Raw genomic sequence first — 19,281 nt, 5'->3', positions numbered from 1 at the left:
GGTTTTCGACTGTATTCGTGGGCTTACCAAGTAGACCTCCAGGATGGTAGAACGACATATTGCAGAGGTTACCTCATTATGAGGTTACAAGCAATGGATGGGTATGCTGTGCGCCATGCACACGGAGGACACACCGAACCTCGCAGACTCGTTCATGGCCGTCGCGCGGCGTATTCGCCACACACACATGAGTGCACTGGAGCCGTTCGGCCTGAACCCGTCGCAGAGCCGAGCCCTGCACGTGCTGGCGCGGGAGGGCGAGCCCGTACGCCTACGTGCACTCGCGGACCGTCTGCGCATCGTCGCGCGTTCGGCGACCGACATCGTCGATTCACTGGAAGCAGCGCATCTGGTCGTGCGCGAGGCGGATCCAGCTGATCGACGCGCAATCCTCGTTGCGCTCACCGACACCGGGCGAACGCGGCTCGAAGCGATCGACGACGCACGTCGCAGCGTCGCGACCGAGGTGTTCGACGACCTGGACTCCGCCGAGCGCACCGAACTCACCCGGATCCTGGCGAAGGTCACCGCATCCTGGTGACGTCAGCGACCTGCTTCGCGGTCCCGCCTGGCCAACTCGGCGAACATCGCATTGTGCGCGGCGAGGTCGGCGTCGTGATCGCGTTCTGCGGCGCGGTCGGACCGCTTGGCGTTTCGGTCGTCACTGCGTGACCACTGGATCAGCAGCGCGAGCATGACGAGAACGAGTGGGATCTCGCCCGTCGCCCAGGCGATACCGCCGCCCAGCTTCTGATCGCCGAGCAGATCGGCGTTCCAGTCCAGGCCGAGCGTTCGGTAGTACCACCCGCCCATGACGGTGTTCATGCTCATCAACGCGACGCCGAAGAATGCGTGGAACGGCAGCGATCCGAATACCATCGCCAGCTTCGTGATGGGTTCGACGCGGCGCGGCGACGGATCGACGCCGATCACGACCCAGTAGAAGAGATAGCCGCTGAGAATGAAGTGCGCGTTCATCAGCAGATGCGCGGAGTGGTTGTCGAGGATGGCGCCGAAGATCCCGCCGAGGTACAACGCGTAGAAACCACCGACGAAGAGCACAGCAGCGACGATCGGGTGCGTCAGAAATCGCGACACGGGGCTGTGCAGCGCCTGCAGAATCCACTCGCGAGGTCCGGGGACACCGTCTTTTCCTGCAGCGGGAAGCGCTCGAAGTGCCAGCGTCAACCCGCCGCCGAGAGCGAGCAGCACAGGAGCGAGCATCGACAACGCCATGTGGCCGCCCATGTGCACACTGAACACAGCGGGCGAATACTTGCCGACGCCCGACGACGTGCCGATCAGCATCGTCAGACACCCGAGCAGGAACGCGACCGTGCGGCCCATCGGCCACGTGTCACCGCGTCGCCGAAGCCTGCGCACTCCGAGGAGGTAGACCGCGGCGAGCACGATGGATGCCGTGCCGAAGATCAGATCGAAACGCCAGTCGAGTGCGAGCCGCGCGAACGTGGGCGGACCGTTCAGGTCGTAACCGAGCGCCGCTTCCGTCAGCGACAGGTTCGGGTCGACGTCCGACGGCGGTGGTGTCCGTCCCAACCCGACGGCGAGTCCGATCGTCGCAGCGAAGATCAGCACTTCCCCACCCGCGAACCGAACCAGTGCACCGCGCGACCGATGGTCGGCGACGAGCGCGGGCAACGATCGACGACGTTGAATCCACCCGAAGACTCCGAGCACGACGAGCGCGACGATCTTGCCGAGCACGAGTCTGCCGTACGTCGTCGTGAAGAGGTCCGAGGCGGACACCCTGACGAGCGCGTTGATGACACCGCTGACGCCCATGACGACGAAGCACACAGTCGCCACAGCAGAGAACCGACGTGCAGCGACGTCGGTGTAGGCACCCGCGCGACGGGCATGCGCGAGCAGCGCAAACAGGCCACCGGCCCACAGCGTCGCCGCGATCAGGTGAAGGATCAAGCTGTTCGTCGCGACGTCGTGCGACCCGCCCGACGAGGAATGCCCGGTCACGGCGATCGGCATCAGCGTGCCGAGCGCGAATACGAGCAGCAGCGGTGTCCACGACCACCGCAGCACCGCCCTCGAGACGATCGCGAGCACGACGGCGAGGATTGCTGTCCATCGCCACGCGCTGGCGATTTCCACCTGATCGAGCGCGACGCAGAGGTTGCTGGGCTGCAGCGCGACCAGGAACGGCTGGCCGGATGTGTCCGACAGAGTCAACGGAACGAGCACGAGTGCACACGCTGCCCACACGATCGCGGCGACCGATCCGGTCCTCACTGCCCTGTATCCCCCGACGTCGAGCACGCCGTTCTTCTGCGGAGGTACGAGAAACGCCGCGAGAAGGAACGAACCGATGGCGATCGAGGCGGCGATCTCGCCTGCGGCACGCACTGCGGGAAGCCCGTAGATCGTGGCGGGCCCCGGATCCGGGATGCCGAGGAGGACGAGCGCGTCGGACGCGGACAACGTGACGACGAGTGCGGCGACGACTGCAGCAATGGCCCCGGCCGTGGCGAACACGGACGTCGACGACGAGTGTTTCGCCGTCGGTGACGGTTCGATCGGGGCTACTTCGGGTGCTGCCATGCCGTCCAGAGTAGGACGTCTCTGAAGTGCGCCGATAGCCAGCGCCCGGAACTGCTACACGCCGTCGTAGTTCATGTGTCGTGCGCCACGGAATCGTGGTGGATACGTCCTCGCCCCGCGGCGAGGGGCTCGCCCGACCCGCCCCAGCGGCGCGCGACGATCTCCGCAGCGATCGACACTGCGGTCTCCTGCGGGGTGCGGGCTCCGAGATCCAGACCGATGGGGCTGGACAGACGCGACAGTTCGCCGTCGGTCAATCCTTCTCCCTTCAGCCGAGACACCCGATCCTCGTGCGTTCGACGCGATCCCATGGCCCCGACGAACGCGAATCCCGGATGCCGCAATGCGAGCGCGAGGAGTGGAATGTCGAACTTCGGGTCGTGGGTCAGCACACACACGACAGTTCGTTGGTCGACCGTCCCCTTCGATATCTGTTCGCCGAGGTATCGGTGCGGCCAGTCGACGACGACGTCCTCGGCCGACGGGAACCGAGCCGTCGTCGCGAACACCTCGCGGGCGTCGCACACGGTGACGCGGTAGCCGAGGAACGCGCCCTGTTCGGCCACGGCCGCGGCGAAGTCGATCGCCCCGAAGACCAGCATGCGAGGCCGGGGTGCGTAACTTGCGACGAAGACGTCCATGCCGTCTCCGAGTCGTTCACCGTCCAGGCCGTAGGTCAGCACGGCCGATCTGCCCGACGCGAGCAACCCCCGTGCGTCGTCGACGACGGCGCTGTCGGTGCGATCGGATCCGAGCGAGCCTTCGGCGGCGAGTTCGCCGACGACGACGTGCCGACCGACTCTCGACGGGTCCGCATGCCGAACGACGGTGGCGACGGCAATCGGGCGATCTTCCGCTATCGCGTCGGCCACGGATTCGAGCTCGGGAAACGTTGCGCGAGAGACGGGTTCGACGAAGATGTCGAGCACTCCCCCACACGTCAGACCCACTGCGAACGCGTCGTCGTCGCTCACTCCGTAGCGCTCGAGTGTCGAGACACCGGTGTCGCTCGCCGTTGTCGCCGACTCGTACACGGCACCCTCGACGCATCCTCCGGACACCGATCCGGCCACGGAACCGTCGGGGGCGACGACCATCGACGCCCCGGCGGGACGTGGCGCGCTGTCGAACGTCCGCACCACGGTGCCGAGGCCCGCGGTGCCGCCACTGCGCCAGATTGCGACCAACTCGTCGAGGACGTCCCGCATCGGCCACCCTTTCGGAGGAATCATGTCGAAGCATCGAATCCCGGTATTGATGCCCGACGCGAGCGGGGTCGAAACAGAATGTGGTGCCCCCGGCAGGATTCGAACCTGCGACCAAGGGATTAGAAGGCCCTTGCTCTATCCCCTGAGCTACGGAGGCGGAGTTCGGGTATTCCTCTCGCCCGAACAACGGTTGATGAGTGTACCCGTTCGGTTCGACGCGACTCGCAGCCCCGGGGCGCGCTGCCATTGGACGTCGTCACAGCTCGGCGATTCGATCTTGTAAGCAGTCACAATCCGTTTCTGCCGCTACGGGTCGACCCCTGCTGCCACAGTGGTTCGGAATCGATTCATCGATGCCGGGGGGTGCGTTGAATGGCGGGGAAATCACGTCCGAAAACGGCGGAGTCATCACGATCCACGCAAACGCTTATGCATTTGCGTGGGCGGGGACGCGGGCGCGCGACTTCAGTTCTCGCGGCGGCAGCAGTTGCAGTCGCTCTCGCATCGGTGCCCTCGACGGCATCCGCCGACATCACTCCGATCACCGTGGTGAACAGTGTCGTCTCGACGGTCGGCGGATGCAGGTCGCTGGATCTACAGGCGATCGTCCGGTGTACCCAGTTCGAGTTCTTGACCCGGCAGGCGCCGTTGATGCTGGACATCGATCAGAGGGGTACGACGATCGTGGTCCTCGGGGCAGGGCTGTACGACGACGGTTCGATGCGCCCACTTCTCGTCGATCGGCTCAATGCCGCACTCACACTGGCGAACCGCTATCCGTTCGCGCCCATCGTGACGAGCGGAGGGGTCCCACGGTCCGGCGTCACCGAAGCACGTGCGATGCGTAACTGGTTGGTGGACAACGGGGTTCCCGCAGAGCGCATCACCGAGGAAGGCCGTTCGCGGTCGACCGTCGAGAATGCGGCCAACACGGTGGCGCTGCTGGCCGGTCGTCGGACGTCGGGAATCGTCGTCGTCTCCAGCCCGAACCATGTGGAGCGCGCGTTGGTGGACTTCCGCAATGCCGTCGGCGGCAGACTGCCTGTCAGCGGCGTGATCTCCGCCGGCTGACAGGGCAGGCGGGTCAGGACGCTTCGGCCACTTCGTCGCCTGGAGGCGGGGCGTCGCCCTCTGTGCGGGACAACGCATCGACGACGAGTGCAGCGTGCAACGCCATCAGGCCGACCGGGCTCAGCGGATCGACACCGGTGAGCGTCTCGATGCGCTTGAGGCGATAGTCGACCGTATTGGGGTGCACGAAAAGAGCTTTCGCGCTGACGCGCCGATTGGCTTCGGTGGAGATGAACGTCTGCAGCGTGTGGACGAGTTCGGGTGATCCGCCAAGGGGTTCGATCAGGGAGCGTAGCCTCGCTCGACCCGGGCCCGGCCTGGTGAGTTGGAATTCGAGTGCCATGTCGGCGGTGCGATATACGCCTGGCCGAAAATTCAAGCCGCGGGCCAAAGCGACGAGTTCTCGGCAGTGCGTCGCAGCATTCGGAATGTCGTCCACCGCAGCCGATGCCGTGGTCGCGAGCACATCACGTCCGAGCAGGTGCTCGATGCGGCCGACGAGAGATTCGACGGATCCGAGCGCGCCGACGGGGCGCAGAACCACGCCCCCGCGCCCGTTCAGCGATATCAACATGCCCTCGATGTCCGAGCGCACGACTTCGTCCTCGATTCGGTCGATCACACCCTGCCCGCCCGAACCTTCGTCGAAGGCCGGTACATCGAAAGACAGGGACACGACGTCGTATTCGGCTGCGATCACGACGCCCGCCCGATCCGCCAAACGACGGCACTCGCCGTCACCTGTCAGCATGGACTCGGTCAATTCCCGAGCTCGCTCACGATCGCCTGCGCCCGGGCCGTAGCTGTCGAGATAGACGCTCGACACTGCCGTTCCGACGGCCTCGAGGACGCTGACCATGAGCACGGCGCCGTCGACGACTCCTGCGTCGCCGCTCGACGCCTTCTCTCGTAGCACCTGCGCTGCCGCGACATGCATCGTGTGCAGCAGAGAACGGAGCGGAACACCCCTGCGGGCAAGAGCGCGCGAGGCACGGGTGAGCTCGTCGAGGTCGGCCTGGTTCGGAATGCGACCGGAGGCCGACGCAGTCAGGGCAAGCGCCCGGCATCGGGCCCGGAATTCGTCCTCGGGTCGAACGGTGTTGTCGGAAGTTCGCGGTTGAACGTTCACCAGCATGTCGGACCACCCTTTCTCGACGGTGCACCTCAGCGTCGGGAACACCGTATCGCACAATTCGGTCTCCGAGTATGCGATTGCGCATTCAAACATTCTCTAGGTTTGTTTCCAGCACATGGCAAACCACCCGACGTCTGCCGGGTGGCTCACCGAATCGAGCGCTCAGCGATTCTCGGCGTCTCCACGATTCTCGAATTCACCGTTGATCACGGTGCCGAGCGAGGCGTCGTCGCGCGCTTTGCGGGCGGCCTCGCGCATCTCGATGCCGTCGGAGATCCAATCGCCGATCTCGCGGGTCACGTCACGCACCGCTCCCGCGATGATGACGGCGATCTTCCCGACGTGATTGGCGGCCGATTCCGTCAATTCTTGAACCGTGTCCTTGTTGCGTTCGAATTTGCCTACCACCGATTCGTCTCCCCTACATAGGTCTGTCGATGCCGGCGTCGGCCTGGCTAGGCCGCAACTTTCTTGCGCTCGACGATAACACCGACGTGCGGCTTGGAACCGGTCAGCGAGTCAGGTAGCGCAAGCTTGAAGATCTTGCCCCACACCGTCCCGATCTGCCGCCAGAAGCCGCCGGTGTTGTACGGCAGATCGTACTTCTCACACAGCGCGCGCACCTCGGGCGCGATCTCCGGATAGCGGTGCGCCGGCAGGTCGGGGAACAAATGGTGCTCGATCTGGTGCGACAGGTTGCCGGACATGATGTGGAACAGCGGGCTTCCCTCGATGTTCGCCGATCCCAGCATCTGACGGACGTACCATTCGCCGCTCGACTCGTTCTCCGTCTCCTCCTCGGTGAACGTCTGCACCCCCGTCGGGAAATGACCGCAGAAGATGATCGAGTAAGTCCACAGATTACGAATCAGGTTGGCGCCGACGTTTCCGACCAAGGTCGTCACGAAGAACGGCCCGGACAGCGCAGGAAATACGACGTAGTCTTTCAATACCTGCCGTCCTGCCTTGCGCCACATGCCCTTCAGTAGCGGCTTGACGTCGTGCCACTTTCGTTTGCCCTGGATAACGTTCTCCGCTTCCAGGTCGTGCAGCATGACGCCCCACTCGAAGAACACCATCAGCAGGAATGCGTATGCCGGGTTTCCGAGGTAGTACGGATTCCACTTCTGACCTTCGTCCATCCGCAGAATGCCGTATCCGATATCGCGATCCTTGCCGACGATATTGGTGAAGGTGTGGTGCATGTAGTTGTGCGAATGCTTCCACTGATCGGCCGGGCACACCGTATCCCATTCGAACACACGCGAATTGAAGCCGGGCTCACGCATCCAGTCGTATTGACCGTGCATCACGTTGTGGCCGATTTCCATGTTGTCGAGGATCTTCGAAACACCGAGTGCGCCGACGCCCGCGAGCCAAACAGGTGGAATGAACGGCACGTACATCATTGCGCGACCGGCGATCTCGAATCCGCGCTGCGTCTTGACGATGTTGTAGATGTACTCTCGGTCCTCGTCGCCCAGTTTGGCCACGGTACGCGCGCGAAGCTCGTCCAGTTCTCGGCCGAGCTCCTGGACCTTCTCGTACGACAGCACCGTCGGGGCAAGCTCCTCGGGCGTCTCGGCGCGAGTACCGCCGAACAGTGGGAAAGACAGTGTGGGAAAAGATATTCCGAACATTCTTTCGTTCTCCGTTCCGGATCTTGTATGACTCGGCTTTTCAGATGTCGAGAGCGACATCGCCGACGGGTACCGACACACAGAGTTGAATCTCCTTGTCCGGCTCCACGTCGACCTCGCCCGTCTTGACGTTCTTCGTGCATCCGGACGTCTTCACCGACGTGCAGGTGAAGCAGATGCCCATTCGGCATCCATAGGCCGGGGACAGCCCCGCATCCTCGGCCTGCTCCAGCAGAGTGCGGCCCGAATTCTCCGCCACCACTTTACTTTCCGAGAACGTCAGCTGCCCGTCCGCATCGTCGGTGACCGCCACCGCCGGCGCTGCGAATTCCTCGACGTGGACGCGGTCGGCAAGGCCGAGGCCGTCGTACGTGTCCGTCACCGCCTTCGTCAACCCGGGCGGACCGCACAGGAACGTCTGCGCGTCGGCGAACCACGGCGCGACGGCGTCCAGGTGCTCGCGACCGAAGTGTCCGTGCAGATCACCGCCGGAGTCCTGTTCGGTGTAGACATAGACTTTTCGAACTGTGTCGAAAGTTCTTGCTATGTCGTCGAGTTCGCGCCGATACGGGACATCGCGCTCGGTACGAGCGTAGTGAACGAACGTGATGTCGCTGCCGCACCCCTCGTCCAGCAGCGACCTCAGCATCGACAGAACGGGCGTGATGCCACTGCCGCCACTGAGAAGCAGAAGGCGTTCGGGCCGAGGCGTCGGGACACGGAAAGCGCCCTCCGCCTGCGACAGACCGACGACCAGGCCGGGACGGGCTTCACGATGTAGATATCCCGAGACGACGCCGTCGGGATGCGCCTTGACGGTGATCTCGATGTGCCCGTCGGATCGATACTGCGAACATGCGGGCGAGTAGCACCGGGTGTGTCGCACACCGTCGACGACGACCCCGACCTGAACGAACTGCCCCGCCTCGAAACCCTTCCACTGCCACGTCGGGCGCAGCGTCAGAGTGACGGTGTCGTCGGTGGATCGGTGTACGTCGACGACCTCGGCACGTAGATCACGCACGGTCGTCATCGGGTCGACGAGTTCGAGGTATCGGTCGAGCTCGTGCGGGGTCGCCATGGCTTCGAACAGCGACAACGCCGAGAACTTTCCGAAGAACCTGGACCGTCGCGACTTCTGCTGGAGCGTCATCTCGCCTCCCGATCTCGGTCGACACCGAGCAACTTTTTCAGTGTACGTCTGTGCACTGGAGTCGAGTGTGCCAGACAGTCACCGGGCACTGTCAACGGTCGAGTGGCGTCGGCAACAGAGGGCCCTGCAGGTGCCCTGGGTCACATTCGAATCCAACGGCTCGACGAGGAACGAGGTGCCCGAGGGGTGGACAGTCATAAACTCACTTCCGTGACGGAACCGGGGACGAGAGCCGAGCGGAAGGAACGCACGCGCCAAGCGCTGATCGACGGCACACTCGACCTGCTTCGAGATCGGTCCTTCGCGAGCGTGAGCCTCCGCGAAGTCAGCCGATCCGCGGGCCTCGTGCCGACCGCCTTCTATCGGCATTTCGCGTCGATGGAAGACCTCGGTGTCGCGCTGGTCGAGGACTCGATGCACATGCTCCGACAGATGTTGCGTGACGCACGGAAAGACCCCACCGTCAAGAACGCGTCGGAGTCGCTGCGCATCCTCGTCCGGCAGGTTCGCAGTCACGAGGAGCAGTTCCGGTTCCTGGCCCGCGAGCGCTACGGCGGCGTCACCGAGGTACGCAGAGCTTTCGCGACCGAACTTCGCATGTTCGTCAGCGAACTGACGATCGACCTGTCCCGTATGCCGGGTCTCGAGACATGGAATGTCGACGACCTGGAGATGGCGGCAGACCTGATCGTCTCGACGATGCTGACCGCCGCCGAAGGTCTACTGGAGATCGACAGACCCGGTAGCAGGAACGAACAAGATCTTCTCCTCAGAACCGAGCAGCAGGTACGCCTCATCGTGCTCGGCATGGGAGCCTGGAAGCCAGGACCCAGCCGAGAGGATCGTTCATGACGTCGACCGCTACGACCGTGACCCTCGGCGAGCTCGAGTTCGATGTGCTCGTCGCGGGCCCGTCCGACGGGATTCCGACCGTCCTGTTGCACGGATTTCCACAGACTTCCGCATGCTGGGACGCCGTCGTACCCCACCTCACCGCCGCGAGACTGCGGACCATCGCGCCGGACCAGCGCGGGTATTCACCCGGCGCCCGTCCAGACGGGGTCGATGCCTACGCGTCGGACGAGCTCGTCGGAGACGTCCTCGGGTGCTCGACGCGTTCGACCTCACGTCGGCGCACGTCGTCGGCCACGACTGGGGCGCGGCCGTCGCGTGGCAGCTGGCGGCGCAGCACCCGGATCGTGTGCGCACCTTGACCGCCGTGTCGGTGCCACATACTGCGGCATTCGGATGGGCACTACGCGAGGACGCCGACCAGCAGGAGCGGTCCAGCTACATCGGTCTGCTTCGTGAGGAAGGGAAAGCCGAGCACGTACTGCTCGAGAACGACGCCGCGCGATTGAGGGCGATGTTCTCCGACAGCAGTCCCGACGACCGCTACGTGGAACATCTCCAGCAGCCTGGCGCGTTGACGGCGGCCCTCAACTGGTATCGAGCGATGACGAGTGCGAGCGGCAAGCTCGAGCCGGTCCGTGTGCCGACGACGTTCGTCTGGAGCAATCAGGACTCGGCCATCGGACGCGCCGCGGCCGAGCGATGCCACGAATTCGTCGACGCCCCTTACTCCTTCGTCGAGCTCGACGGCGTGTCTCATTGGATCCCGGAGGAGGCGTCGGCGCGCCTCGCCGACGAAATACTCGCCCGCGTCCGCCCCGTCTAGACCCGGTCCGGCGACTTCACGGCCATCAGGGCGGCCAAGCCGACGACGAGCACGACGAGAAGGCCGCCGATGCCTGCGCGGTCCGCGTCGAACATCCAGACGAACAACCCGAACATCGTGGGTGCGAGGAACGACACGGCACGACCGGTCGTCGCGTACAGACCGAAGAATTGGCCCTCGCGTCCCGGCGGAGCCAGGCGTGCCAGGAACGTGCGCGACGACGACTGCGCCGGCCCGACGAACAGGCACAGGATCAGACCGAAGATCCAGAACAGGACGGGCCCGGACACGAACAGCAACACGACGCCCGCGACGATCATCGATGCGAGCGAGAACGCGATCACTGCCTTCGGCCCGGTCCTGTCGTCGAACCGGCCCGCGGTGACCGCACCCAGTCCGGCGACGACGTTGGCAGCAACACCGAACAGCAGCACGTCGGCCGTGCCGATGCCGTACACACTGACCGCGAGGACGGCGCCGAACGTGAAGACGCCGGCCAAACCGTCGCGAAACAGGGCACTCGCTGCCAGGAAATAGACGCTGCGACGGTCCGCCGTCCACAGGTCTCGCAGGTCGCGGAAGAGCACCTTGTACGACTCGATCATTCCGGCTTTGGCGGCACCCGGATCGGCACCGGTGGCGGGCATCTCCGGCACGGCGAGAAACAACGGAATCGCCGATACCGCGAACCACACCGCAGCGAGGAGAGCGACGAGTCGAATGTTGAGGCCGCCGTCGGTGGTCAGTCCGAACAGTCCACGGGTGTCACCGTCGCCGGTGATGAACCCGAAGTAGCAGACGAGCAACAGAACGATGCCGCCGAAATAGCCCATCGACCAGCCGAATCCGGAGACGCGGCCGATGTTCTCCGGCGTGGAGACCTGCCGAAGCATCGAGTTGTACGGAACGCTGGCGAGTTCGAAGAGAATCGAGCCAGCAGCGAGCAGCACGAGACCGAGCCACAGGTAGTGGTAGTCGTCCTGGACGAAGAACAGACCCGCCATGCTCACGACGGTCAGGCCCGTGAGAATTCCCAGCGACCGCTTGCGCTTGCCACGCGCATCGAATCGTTGCCCAGAAATCGGTGCGAGAACGGCGATCACGACGCCTGCCAGTCCGATCGCCCAGCTGAACCAGGACGTCGCCGAAATAGAACCGGGAAGGTCGTCCCCGACGGCATCGGTCAGGTAGACGGAGAACACGAACGTCAGGATCACCGCGTTGAATGCCGCCGATCCCCAATCCCATATCCCCCAGGCGAATACCTGTTTGCGGGTGGTCGCGACGCCGACGACGGCGTCCGCCTGTGCACTCATGCCCCGAAGCCTAGGCCAGTGCGTCTCCCCCGTCGTCGCACTCAGGTATCACGTGGGTGGATTTCACTGCTGTGCACCTGGTTGCATACTCACCTCGTTGCAGACATAGTCGATCCCGTGGCCCTCGAGCATGCGATTCTGGTGTCCCTCTCCGAGCAGTCCGGCTCGGGGTACGAGCTTGCGCACAGATTCGACAAGTCCATCGGCTTCTTCTGGAGCGCAACTCACCAGCAGATCTATCGGGTGTTGACGCGTATGGATGCGGCCGGCTGGGTCGTCGGCACCACGGTCCCCCAGGACGGACGACCCGACAAGAAGGTCTACGCCGTCGCCGACGCAGGCCGCGCGGAGCTGAATCGGTGGATCGCCCAGCCGACCGACCCGAACCGACTCCGAGACGAGCTCGCCGTGAAGATCCGAGGCGCTGCACTGGGCGACGTCGAAGCACTGAAAACCGAGGTACGACGCCACCGCGCGGTGCATGCCGAGCGCCTGGAGACGTATCGACTGATCGAGAAGCGCGACTTCCCGTCGCCGGAGAACGTGAAGGGGCCCGCACTACATCAGTACCTGGTGCTGCGGGGTGGCATACGAGTCGAGGAGGGGTTCACAGGATGGTGCGACGAGGTGCTGGAGAAGCTGTGAACGGGGCAACGCGGTACCCGAATCTGTTGTCTCCGTTGAATGTCGGCACGACGACGTTGAAGAACCGAGTGATCATGGGTTCGATTCACACCGGATTGGAGGATCGCGCGCGCGACATCGGCCGCTTGGCAGAGTATTTCGCCGAGCGTGCGCGCGGCGGGGTCTCCCTCATCGTGACAGGCGGGTATGCACCGAATCGGACCGGATGGTTGCTCCCGTTCGGCGCCAAGCTCACCAATCGATTCGAGGCACGTCGGCATCGTCGAGTCACCGACGCCGTCCACCGCGAAGGCGGCAAGATCGCTCTCCAGATTCTGCATGCTGGACGGTATTCGTACCAGCCGTTCAGCGTCTCGGCGTCGTCGATCAAGGCTCCTATCAACCCGTTTCGCCCGCGCAGGCTGACGTCACGCGGGGTTCGTTGGCAGATAAGGAATTTCGTGCGGTGCGCGTCGCTTGCCCAGTCCGCCGGGTACGACGGTGTCGAAATCATGGGCGGTGAGGGCTATTTCATCAATCAGTTCCTCTCGGAGCGCACCAACCGTCGACGTGACGAATGGGGCGGCAGCCCCGAGAATCGCCGACGCATCGCCGTCGAGATCTCCCGCGAGATCCGCGCAGCCGTGGGCCCGAACTTTCTCGTGATCTTTCGCTTGTCGATGGCAGACCTCGTCGAAGGCGGCCAGAGCTGGAGCGAGATAGTTACTCTGGCACAGGAATTGGAGAAGGTCGGCGTCGACGTCATCAACACCGACATCGGATGGCACGAATCGCGAGTCCCGACGATCGTGACGTCGGTGCCACGTGGCGCGTTCGCCGACATCACCGGCAAGCTCGACAAACACGTCGACATCCCCGTCGCAGCCTCGAACCGCATCAACATGCCCGACATCGCAGAGAACATCCTCGCTCGCGGTGACGCACAGCTGATTTCGATGGCCCGACCGATGCTGGCCGACCCGTTCTGGGTCCGTAAAGCCGAAGCGGACGACGCCGACGCGATCAACACCTGCATCGCGTGCAACCAGGCGTGTCTCGATCACGCGTTCGTGCACAAGACGGTGTCCTGCCTCGTGAACCCGAGGGCGGGACGCGAGATCGAACTGAAGTTGACTCCCGCGAGGATCACGAAGAAGGTAGCCGTGGTCGGTGGTGGCCCGGCAGGTCTGTCGGCTGCTCTCGAGTGTGCGCGACGCGGGCACGCCGTCAGCCTGTTCGAGGCACGGCCGAGCCTCGGCGGGCAATTCGGTATCGCACAACGCATTCCAGGCAAGGAGGAGTTCTCCGAGACCATCCGGTACTTCACCACCGCGCTGCACGACGCCGACGTCACGGTCCATCTCGGTCGCCGCGTCGAGGCTGCGGAACTACTCGCAGGCGAGTTCGACGAGATCATCGTCGCAACCGGCGTCGTGCCGCGCATTCCGTCGATTCCCGGGATCGACCATCCGTCGGTGCTGTCGTATGCCGAGGTGGTCGAGGACGGCAAACCCGTCGGCGATTCTGTCGCTGTCATCGGCGCAGGCGGTATCGGCGTCGACATCTCCGAGTTCCTGACGACGGACAGCTCTCCCACACTGGATCTGAAGGAATGGAAGCAGGAGTGGGGTGTTACCGAACCGGAAGCTGCCCCAGGCGCGTTGACGACGCCTGTGCCTGCGGCGTCGCCGCGCGAGGTCTATCTGTTGCAGCGCAAGAAGGGCCGCATCGGGTCCGGCCTCGCGAAGACCACCGGCTGGGTGCATCGCGCAGCGTTGAAGGCGAAGGGCGTTCACGAACTCTCCGGAGTGAACTACGAACGCATCGACGACGACGGCCTGCACATCTCGTTCGGCGAGAAGCACGAACGGCCGCGCGTACTCGCGGTCGACACGATCGTGGTCTGCGCAGGCCAGGAGTCGGTGCGCGACATCGCCGACGAACTCGAGATCGCAGGCGTGACGACGCACGTCATCGGTGGTGCCGATCTGGCGGCGGAGCTCGACGCCAAACGCGCGATCGAGCAGGGCACGCGCCTCGCGGCACGTATCTGAGCTCATCCATTACCCTGACTGACCGTGAGTCTGCCGAGCCCTGCACCCGAAGCCCGCGCCGTCGTGACCGGCGCCTCCTCCGGAATCGGAGAGGCGTTGGCGACCGAACTGGCTGCCCGTGGCCACTCGTTGATCATCGTTGCTCGACGCGGCGACCTCCTCGAGAAGCTGGCCGCGACACTGCGGACGGATCACGGCGTGACCGTCGAGGTGCGGGTCGTGGATCTGTCCGACAGGGACGCGCGGAAACCGTTCACCGACGAACTCGCGACCCGTGAGATCAGCATCCTGTGCAACAACGCGGGTATCGCGACGTTCGGGCCGGTCGCCGATCTCGATCCGTCGTACGAGCGTGACCAGGTGGAACTCAATGCCGTCACGGTCCACGACCTGACGCTCGCAGTACTGCCCGGCATGGTCGAGCGCGGCAGCGGCGGAATCCTGATCGTCGGTTCGGCGGCCGGCAACATGGCGATCCCGAACAACGCCACGTACGCCGCGACCAAGGCGTTCGCCAACACGTTCTCCGAGTCGCTGCGTGACGAATTGAAGGGCAGCGGCGTCAACGTCACGCTTCTCGCACCCGGCCCGGTCCGCACCGAGACTCCCGATCCCGCCGACGCGTCGATCGTCGACAAGCTCGTGCCCGACTTCCTGTGGATCGACAGCGCCTACACCGCGAAACTGTCGCTGAATTCGCTGGCGAAGAACAAGATGCGCGTCGTACCGGGTTTGATCAGCAAGGGGATGTCCGTCGCGGGTCAGTACAGTCCGCGGGCGATTTCTGCGCCGATCATCGGGAGTTTCTACAAGAAGCTCGGCAACTGACATGTGCACGAAAATACATAGCGGGCTATGTATTTTCGTGCACATGGGCGTAGCCCCTACGGGCGGAAATGATCCAACGAATCGGCGACGACGCGTAACGCCGTGTCGGCGTCGACGCTGGGCGCAATCTCGGGAATCAGGACGGTCACACCGTCGCGCACACCCTGGCACCGAAGCACCCGCTCGTCGGGGCGCGTCGGGCCGGTGCTGTCGGGCACGAACGAGCGCGACTCGACGACGCATTCCGCGTCCCCCGAGCGCTCGACGCGTTCGGGTGGGGCAGCAAGCCTCAGTCGCTCGGCGATCTTCTCGTTCGCCTGGGGACTCCACAGCTTGGGACTGGATGCGTTGACCGCGTAGGCGGTCACCAACACCCTCAACGAATCGTCGGCGTAGGCCTGCGACGCAGCAACAGCACCGTCATAAGCGGCACTCAACTGCGCTACCGTCAGTTCACGCTGTTCGACGGTGTCGTCCTCTCGACCGAATCGCTCGGTCTGCGCCTGCCTCGTGAGCAGGCCCCCTGCCGAGTCCGGGAATCCGAACGACCTCTCCGCCGTCGCCGAGCCCGAACTGCATCCGATGAGGAACGCAACTGCCACAGGCACTGTGAGCCATGGTTTCGTTTTCATGCAGACCATCCTTCATCTCCCGGTGGTTGCCCGATATGAGTAGTTCTACCGGTTCCGGACGGACGAACCGCAGCTCTACGCTGAACGGACATTTCGCCCGAAAGGATCGCCTACATGCGTCTTCGCCAGTTCGCCCTTCCTGCTCTCGCAACCGCTGCCCTGCTCGTCGGCAGCTGCAGCCAGCAGGAGGTCACCTACACAGTGAACGGCGAGGAAGTCGAGCCGAACACGCCGAGCGGAGATGCAGCGGACGTGGATCCGTGTTCCGTCGTCTCGGATTCAGTCCTGCAGCAATTGGAACTCGCCGACGTCGAGCCCTTCGAACTGCCGCAGCCGAACGGTGGATGCGAGTGGGACGGCGGCAATACGTACACGAAACCGAATCTGACGCTGTGGGTCAGCGGACAGACGGAAGCCGACCCACACGACGAGATGGTCGATGTCGCCGGCGTGCCGGTCAACGTCTACTCGATCGCCGGAACCTCGGGTCGGTTGATCGCCTACTTCGACGATCTGACCCTGTCGTTGAACTACAAGACCGGGCAAGCCGCCATCGGCACAGAGGAAGCTCTGCGTCTCGCGATGACCGATGTTCTGGCGGGCTACTCCCGCTCATGACCGCATGTGCACGAAAATACATAGCGGGCTATGTATTTTCGTGCACGTGGTTCACCGCCTCCGCCGACGCCCCGTCCCGAAGATGCTGCGCGAGATCTCCCGTCCCGCAGCGGAAGCCGCCGATCGCAGGAAACTCTTGACGGCCGGGTTGTCCATGATCCGCTCCGCGGCCGAAGGTCCCTCGGGAGGAAGTGGCGGGAGATCCGCGGGAAGTGGTGGCAGATCGAACGTCTCCGTAGGCGCTGGAACGTCCACGACCCGAGCCGTGAGCTTCTCGTAAGCCGACTCGCGGTCGATCGTCTCGCGGTACTTAGCATTCAACGCGCTCGACGACGCGGCCGCGGTGATCGCGTCGCCGCCGATGGTGTCCATCAGCGAGCGCGGTGGCCGAATCCTGGTCCACGCCACCGGCGTCGGGGCACCCTTCTCGGACAGAACCGTGACGATCGCTTCGCCCGTCCCCAGTGACGTCAGAGCCTTCTCCAGGTCGTACGCGTCGGTCTTGGGATACGTACGCACCGTCTTGTTCAACGCCTTCTGGTCGTCGGGCGTGAATGCGCGCAGCGCATGCTGAACGCGTGCGCCGAGTTGCGACAGCACCTCGTTGGGAACGTCGGCGGGCAACTGCGTGCAGAAGATGACGCCGACGCCCTTCGATCGGATCAGTTTGACCGTCTGCTCGACCTGCTCGAGGAATGCCTTCGACGCGTCGGCGAACAGTAGATGCGCCTCGTCGAAGATGAAAACGAGCTTCGGCTTGTCGATGTCTCCCACTTCGGGAAGCGTCTGGAACAGGTCCGCCAACACCCACATCAGGAACGTCGAGAACATCACCGGCCGCGCAGCCTGCGTGCCGAGCTCGAACAAGGTGACGACGCCTTTGCCGTCCGTTCCGACGCGCAGGAGGTCCTCGGTTTCGAGCTCGGGTTCACCGAAGAACGTGTCGCCACCGTCGGCTTCGAGGTTCACCAGCGCCCGAAGGATCACCCCTGCCGTGGCTGCCGAAACTCCCCCGATTCCCTTGAGATCGGCCTTGCCCTCGTCGGACGTCAGGTGGGTGATGACGGAACGCAGATCCTTGAGATCCAGCAACGCCAGGCCCTGCTTGTCCGCCCAGTGGAAAATCAGGCCAAGTGTCGATTCTTGAGTCTTGTTGAGCTGCAACACCTTACTCAGCAGAATTGGGCCGAAGGCGGTGATGGTCGCCCGAACAGGCACACCGATCCCGTCGGTGCCGAGCGACAGGAACTCGACCGGGTAGCTGCTGGGTTGCCATTCGGGCTCACCGCACTCGACGGCTCGCGCGCGGATCTTGTCGTTGTCCGCCCCGGCCGCCGACAGCCCCGACAGGTCACCCTTGATGTCGGCCATGACGACGGGAACGCCCGCCGCCGACAACTGCTCGGCGATGCCTTGCAACGTTTTCGTCTTACCGGTACCCGTCGCCCCGGCGACGAGACCGTGGCGGTTCAGCGTGGCCAACGGAATACGGATGCGCGACGACGGGTCCACGACCCCGTCGACCATGACCGTTCCGAGTTCGAGTGCAGCGCCGGATGTGGCATAGCCAGCGGCGATGGACGATGCGACGTCGTTCTGCGAGGTGGAGCCCTCCTGTTCGGCTGCCAGCGCCTCCTTCTCGGCTGCCTCTGCCGCGGCTGCAGCCTCCTGGGCAATCCTCGCGGCCTCGACCGCCGCAGCCTTTGCGGCCTTGGCCCGCTCCGCCGGCGTCGACGTCTCGGCACTGCTCGGCTGATTCGGATCCACCGACATGTTCGCGCTCCTCCTACCCGTGGCCACTGTTGATCACCACCGCAAACCATAGTGCGAGTTCTTCTCGCACTAGTGTGTCTGGAGTGCAGGACAAACTTGTGTGGATCGATTGCGAAATGACCGGCCTGGATCTGTCGAAGGACAAACTCATCGAGATCGCGGCGCTCGTCACCGACAGCGAGCTGGAAATTCTCGGTGAGGGTGTGGACATCGTCATCCATGCCGACGACGAGGCGCTGGCGGGTATGCCCGACGTCGTCAAGAAGATGCATGCCAAATCGGGTCTCACCGAAGAGGTACGCGCCTCGACGGTAACGATCGAGGAGGCACAGAAGCAGGTACTGGAGTACATCCGCGAGCACGTACCGGTGGCTGCGACGGTGCCGCTCGCCGGCAACTCCATCGCGACCGATCGCGGTTTCATCGCGCGCGACATGGTCGAACTCGACACCTACCTGCACTACCGGATGATCGACGTCAGTTCCATCAAGGAGCTGTCGCGTCGGTGGTATCCCCGGATCTACTTCGGTCAGCCGACGAAGGGGCTCGCTCACCGGGCTCTGGCCGACATCAAGGAGTCGATCAAGGAGCTGAAGTACTACCGCCAGACGGTTTTCGTACCCCAGCCAGGCCCGTCCACCAGCGAAATCGCAGCTATCGTCGAGGGTCTCGACACACAGTCGTAGGGGCGATTAGGAACCTGCGAATCGACCCGCTAGTATTGTCTCCGCTGCTGATGCAGAGCCCGCGAGGGTGCTGTTCGACGTAGCTATGGTGGGTGTAGTTCAGCTGGTAGAGCACCAGGTTGTGATCCTGGGTGTCGCGGGTTCGAGTCCCGTCACTCACCCCATCGTTACAGGAAAGCCGGTCTCCACACGGAGGCCGGTTTTTTTGTGTCCCGAGTACGCCCCGCCTCGGCGGCTACTCGTTCGCACACACGAGCGAATACGTGAATTACGTTGCTGTAATTCAACTTT

Annotated in this window: 17 protein-coding genes, 2 tRNA genes and 1 pseudogene; 10 read left to right on the top strand and 10 right to left on the bottom strand. The window is 64.0% G+C overall.

Translation table 11 applies throughout. From position 1 onward, the window contains the following. Positions 1–115: 115 nt before the first annotated feature. Positions 116–541, top strand: coding sequence for a MarR family winged helix-turn-helix transcriptional regulator (locus CHB96_RS10685; RefSeq protein WP_089246180.1), 426 nt, complete (start codon positions 116–118; stop codon positions 539–541). 2 nt (positions 542–543) lie between these two features. Here the strand turns inward: CHB96_RS10685 and CHB96_RS10680 are convergent, their stop codons facing one another. The 3 genes from CHB96_RS10680 to CHB96_RS10670 all read right to left on the bottom strand — a co-directional run bounded on the left by CHB96_RS10680 (position 544) and on the right by CHB96_RS10670 (position 3,939). After that, positions 544–2,574, bottom strand: coding sequence for a bifunctional copper resistance protein CopD/cytochrome c oxidase assembly protein (locus CHB96_RS10680; protein ID WP_089245865.1), 2,031 nt, complete (start codon positions 2,572–2,574; stop codon positions 544–546). A 71-nt stretch (positions 2,575–2,645) separates the two neighbouring features. Then, a complete protein-coding gene (locus CHB96_RS10675; protein WP_089245863.1) occupies positions 2,646–3,782 on the bottom strand; it encodes an XdhC family protein in 1,137 nt (378 codons plus the stop codon). Between the two features lie 81 nt (positions 3,783–3,863). Continuing rightward, positions 3,864–3,939 (bottom strand) — tRNA-Arg (locus CHB96_RS10670). Between the two features lie 272 nt (positions 3,940–4,211). Here CHB96_RS10670 and CHB96_RS10665 point away from each other — a divergent pair. Beyond that, the gene (locus CHB96_RS10665) at positions 4,212–4,853 is read left to right on the top strand and encodes a YdcF family protein (RefSeq protein WP_089245861.1); all 642 of its coding nucleotides are present in this window, start codon (positions 4,212–4,214) and stop codon (positions 4,851–4,853) included. Positions 4,854–4,866: 13 nt separating this feature from the next. Here CHB96_RS10665 and CHB96_RS10660 read toward each other — a convergent pair whose 3' ends face one another. From CHB96_RS10660 to CHB96_RS10645, 4 genes are all read right to left on the bottom strand, one after another. After that, the gene (locus tag CHB96_RS10660) at positions 4,867–5,988 is read right to left on the bottom strand and encodes a PucR family transcriptional regulator (RefSeq protein WP_176444241.1); all 1,122 of its coding nucleotides are present in this window, start codon (positions 5,986–5,988) and stop codon (positions 4,867–4,869) included. Between the two features lie 162 nt (positions 5,989–6,150). Further along, complete coding sequence (locus tag CHB96_RS10655) at positions 6,151–6,396, bottom strand: hypothetical protein (protein ID WP_089245857.1); 246 nt, start codon at positions 6,394–6,396, stop codon at positions 6,151–6,153. A gap of 47 nt (positions 6,397–6,443) precedes the next feature. Further along, entirely contained in the window at positions 6,444–7,628 is a 1,185-nt protein-coding gene (locus CHB96_RS10650; RefSeq protein ID WP_089245855.1) for a fatty acid desaturase family protein, read from the bottom strand. A gap of 40 nt (positions 7,629–7,668) precedes the next feature. After that, the gene (locus CHB96_RS10645; RefSeq protein ID WP_089245853.1) at positions 7,669–8,781 is read right to left on the bottom strand and encodes a ferredoxin reductase; all 1,113 of its coding nucleotides are present in this window, start codon (positions 8,779–8,781) and stop codon (positions 7,669–7,671) included. A gap of 210 nt (positions 8,782–8,991) precedes the next feature. Here CHB96_RS10645 and CHB96_RS10640 point away from each other — a divergent pair, with 210 nt between their 5' ends. Beyond that, positions 8,992–9,633: a TetR family transcriptional regulator gene (locus CHB96_RS10640; RefSeq protein WP_089246178.1), complete on the top strand. Its 642-nt coding sequence runs from the start codon at positions 8,992–8,994 to the stop codon at positions 9,631–9,633. Further along, positions 9,630–10,459: pseudogene (locus CHB96_RS10635) on the top strand (alpha/beta fold hydrolase). Before CHB96_RS10640 ends, CHB96_RS10635 begins: the two are co-directional and overlap by 4 nt. Here CHB96_RS10635 and CHB96_RS10630 read toward each other — a convergent pair. After that, positions 10,456–11,775: an MFS transporter gene (locus CHB96_RS10630; RefSeq protein WP_089245851.1), complete on the bottom strand. Its 1,320-nt coding sequence runs from the start codon at positions 11,773–11,775 to the stop codon at positions 10,456–10,458. The pseudogene CHB96_RS10635 and the gene CHB96_RS10630 overlap by 4 nt on opposite strands. 117 nt (positions 11,776–11,892) lie before the next feature. On the opposite strand from CHB96_RS10630, the gene CHB96_RS10625 reads away from it, so the two are divergent. From CHB96_RS10625 to cmrA, 3 genes are read left to right on the top strand one after another with little or no spacing between them, the layout of a single operon-like run. Next, the gene (locus tag CHB96_RS10625) at positions 11,893–12,420 is read left to right on the top strand and encodes a PadR family transcriptional regulator (protein ID WP_089245849.1); all 528 of its coding nucleotides are present in this window, start codon (positions 11,893–11,895) and stop codon (positions 12,418–12,420) included. After that, positions 12,417–14,453, top strand: a complete 2,037-nt coding sequence (locus CHB96_RS10620; RefSeq protein WP_245865445.1) for an NADPH-dependent 2,4-dienoyl-CoA reductase — start codon at positions 12,417–12,419, stop codon at positions 14,451–14,453. Before CHB96_RS10625 ends, CHB96_RS10620 begins: the two co-directional genes overlap by 4 nt. Before the next feature lie 24 nt (positions 14,454–14,477). Next, positions 14,478–15,281 (top strand): mycolate reductase, encoded by an 804-nt coding sequence (cmrA, locus tag CHB96_RS10615; RefSeq protein WP_089245845.1) that lies wholly within the window; start codon positions 14,478–14,480, stop codon positions 15,279–15,281. Between the two features lie 56 nt (positions 15,282–15,337). Here cmrA and CHB96_RS10610 read toward each other — a convergent pair whose 3' ends face one another. Beyond that, positions 15,338–15,913, bottom strand: a complete 576-nt coding sequence (locus CHB96_RS10610) for a hypothetical protein (protein WP_089246177.1) — start codon at positions 15,911–15,913, stop codon at positions 15,338–15,340. A 114-nt stretch (positions 15,914–16,027) separates the two neighbouring features. Here CHB96_RS10610 and CHB96_RS10605 point away from each other — a divergent pair, with 114 nt between their 5' ends. Further along, entirely contained in the window at positions 16,028–16,531 is a 504-nt protein-coding gene (locus CHB96_RS10605; protein WP_089245843.1) for a DUF3558 domain-containing protein, read from the top strand. 51 nt (positions 16,532–16,582) lie between these two features. Here the strand turns inward: CHB96_RS10605 and CHB96_RS10600 are convergent, their stop codons facing one another. Beyond that, positions 16,583–18,304, bottom strand: a complete 1,722-nt coding sequence (locus CHB96_RS10600) for a helicase HerA-like domain-containing protein (protein WP_089245841.1) — start codon at positions 18,302–18,304, stop codon at positions 16,583–16,585. 83 nt (positions 18,305–18,387) lie between these two features. Here CHB96_RS10600 and orn point away from each other — a divergent pair, with 83 nt between their 5' ends. Both orn and CHB96_RS10590 read left to right on the top strand, forming a co-directional pair. Beyond that, positions 18,388–18,990: an oligoribonuclease gene (orn, locus tag CHB96_RS10595; RefSeq protein ID WP_089245839.1), complete on the top strand. Its 603-nt coding sequence runs from the start codon at positions 18,388–18,390 to the stop codon at positions 18,988–18,990. An 88-nt stretch (positions 18,991–19,078) separates the two neighbouring features. Continuing rightward, positions 19,079–19,154 (top strand) — tRNA-His (locus CHB96_RS10590). Positions 19,155–19,281: the final 127 nt, after the last annotated feature.

It is taken from the genome of Rhodococcoides kyotonense, from assembly GCF_900188125.1.
Classification (GTDB): Bacteria; Actinomycetota; Actinomycetes; order Mycobacteriales; family Mycobacteriaceae; genus Rhodococcoides; species Rhodococcoides kyotonense.
This window is presented reverse-complemented; position numbering and strand designations above follow the sequence as displayed.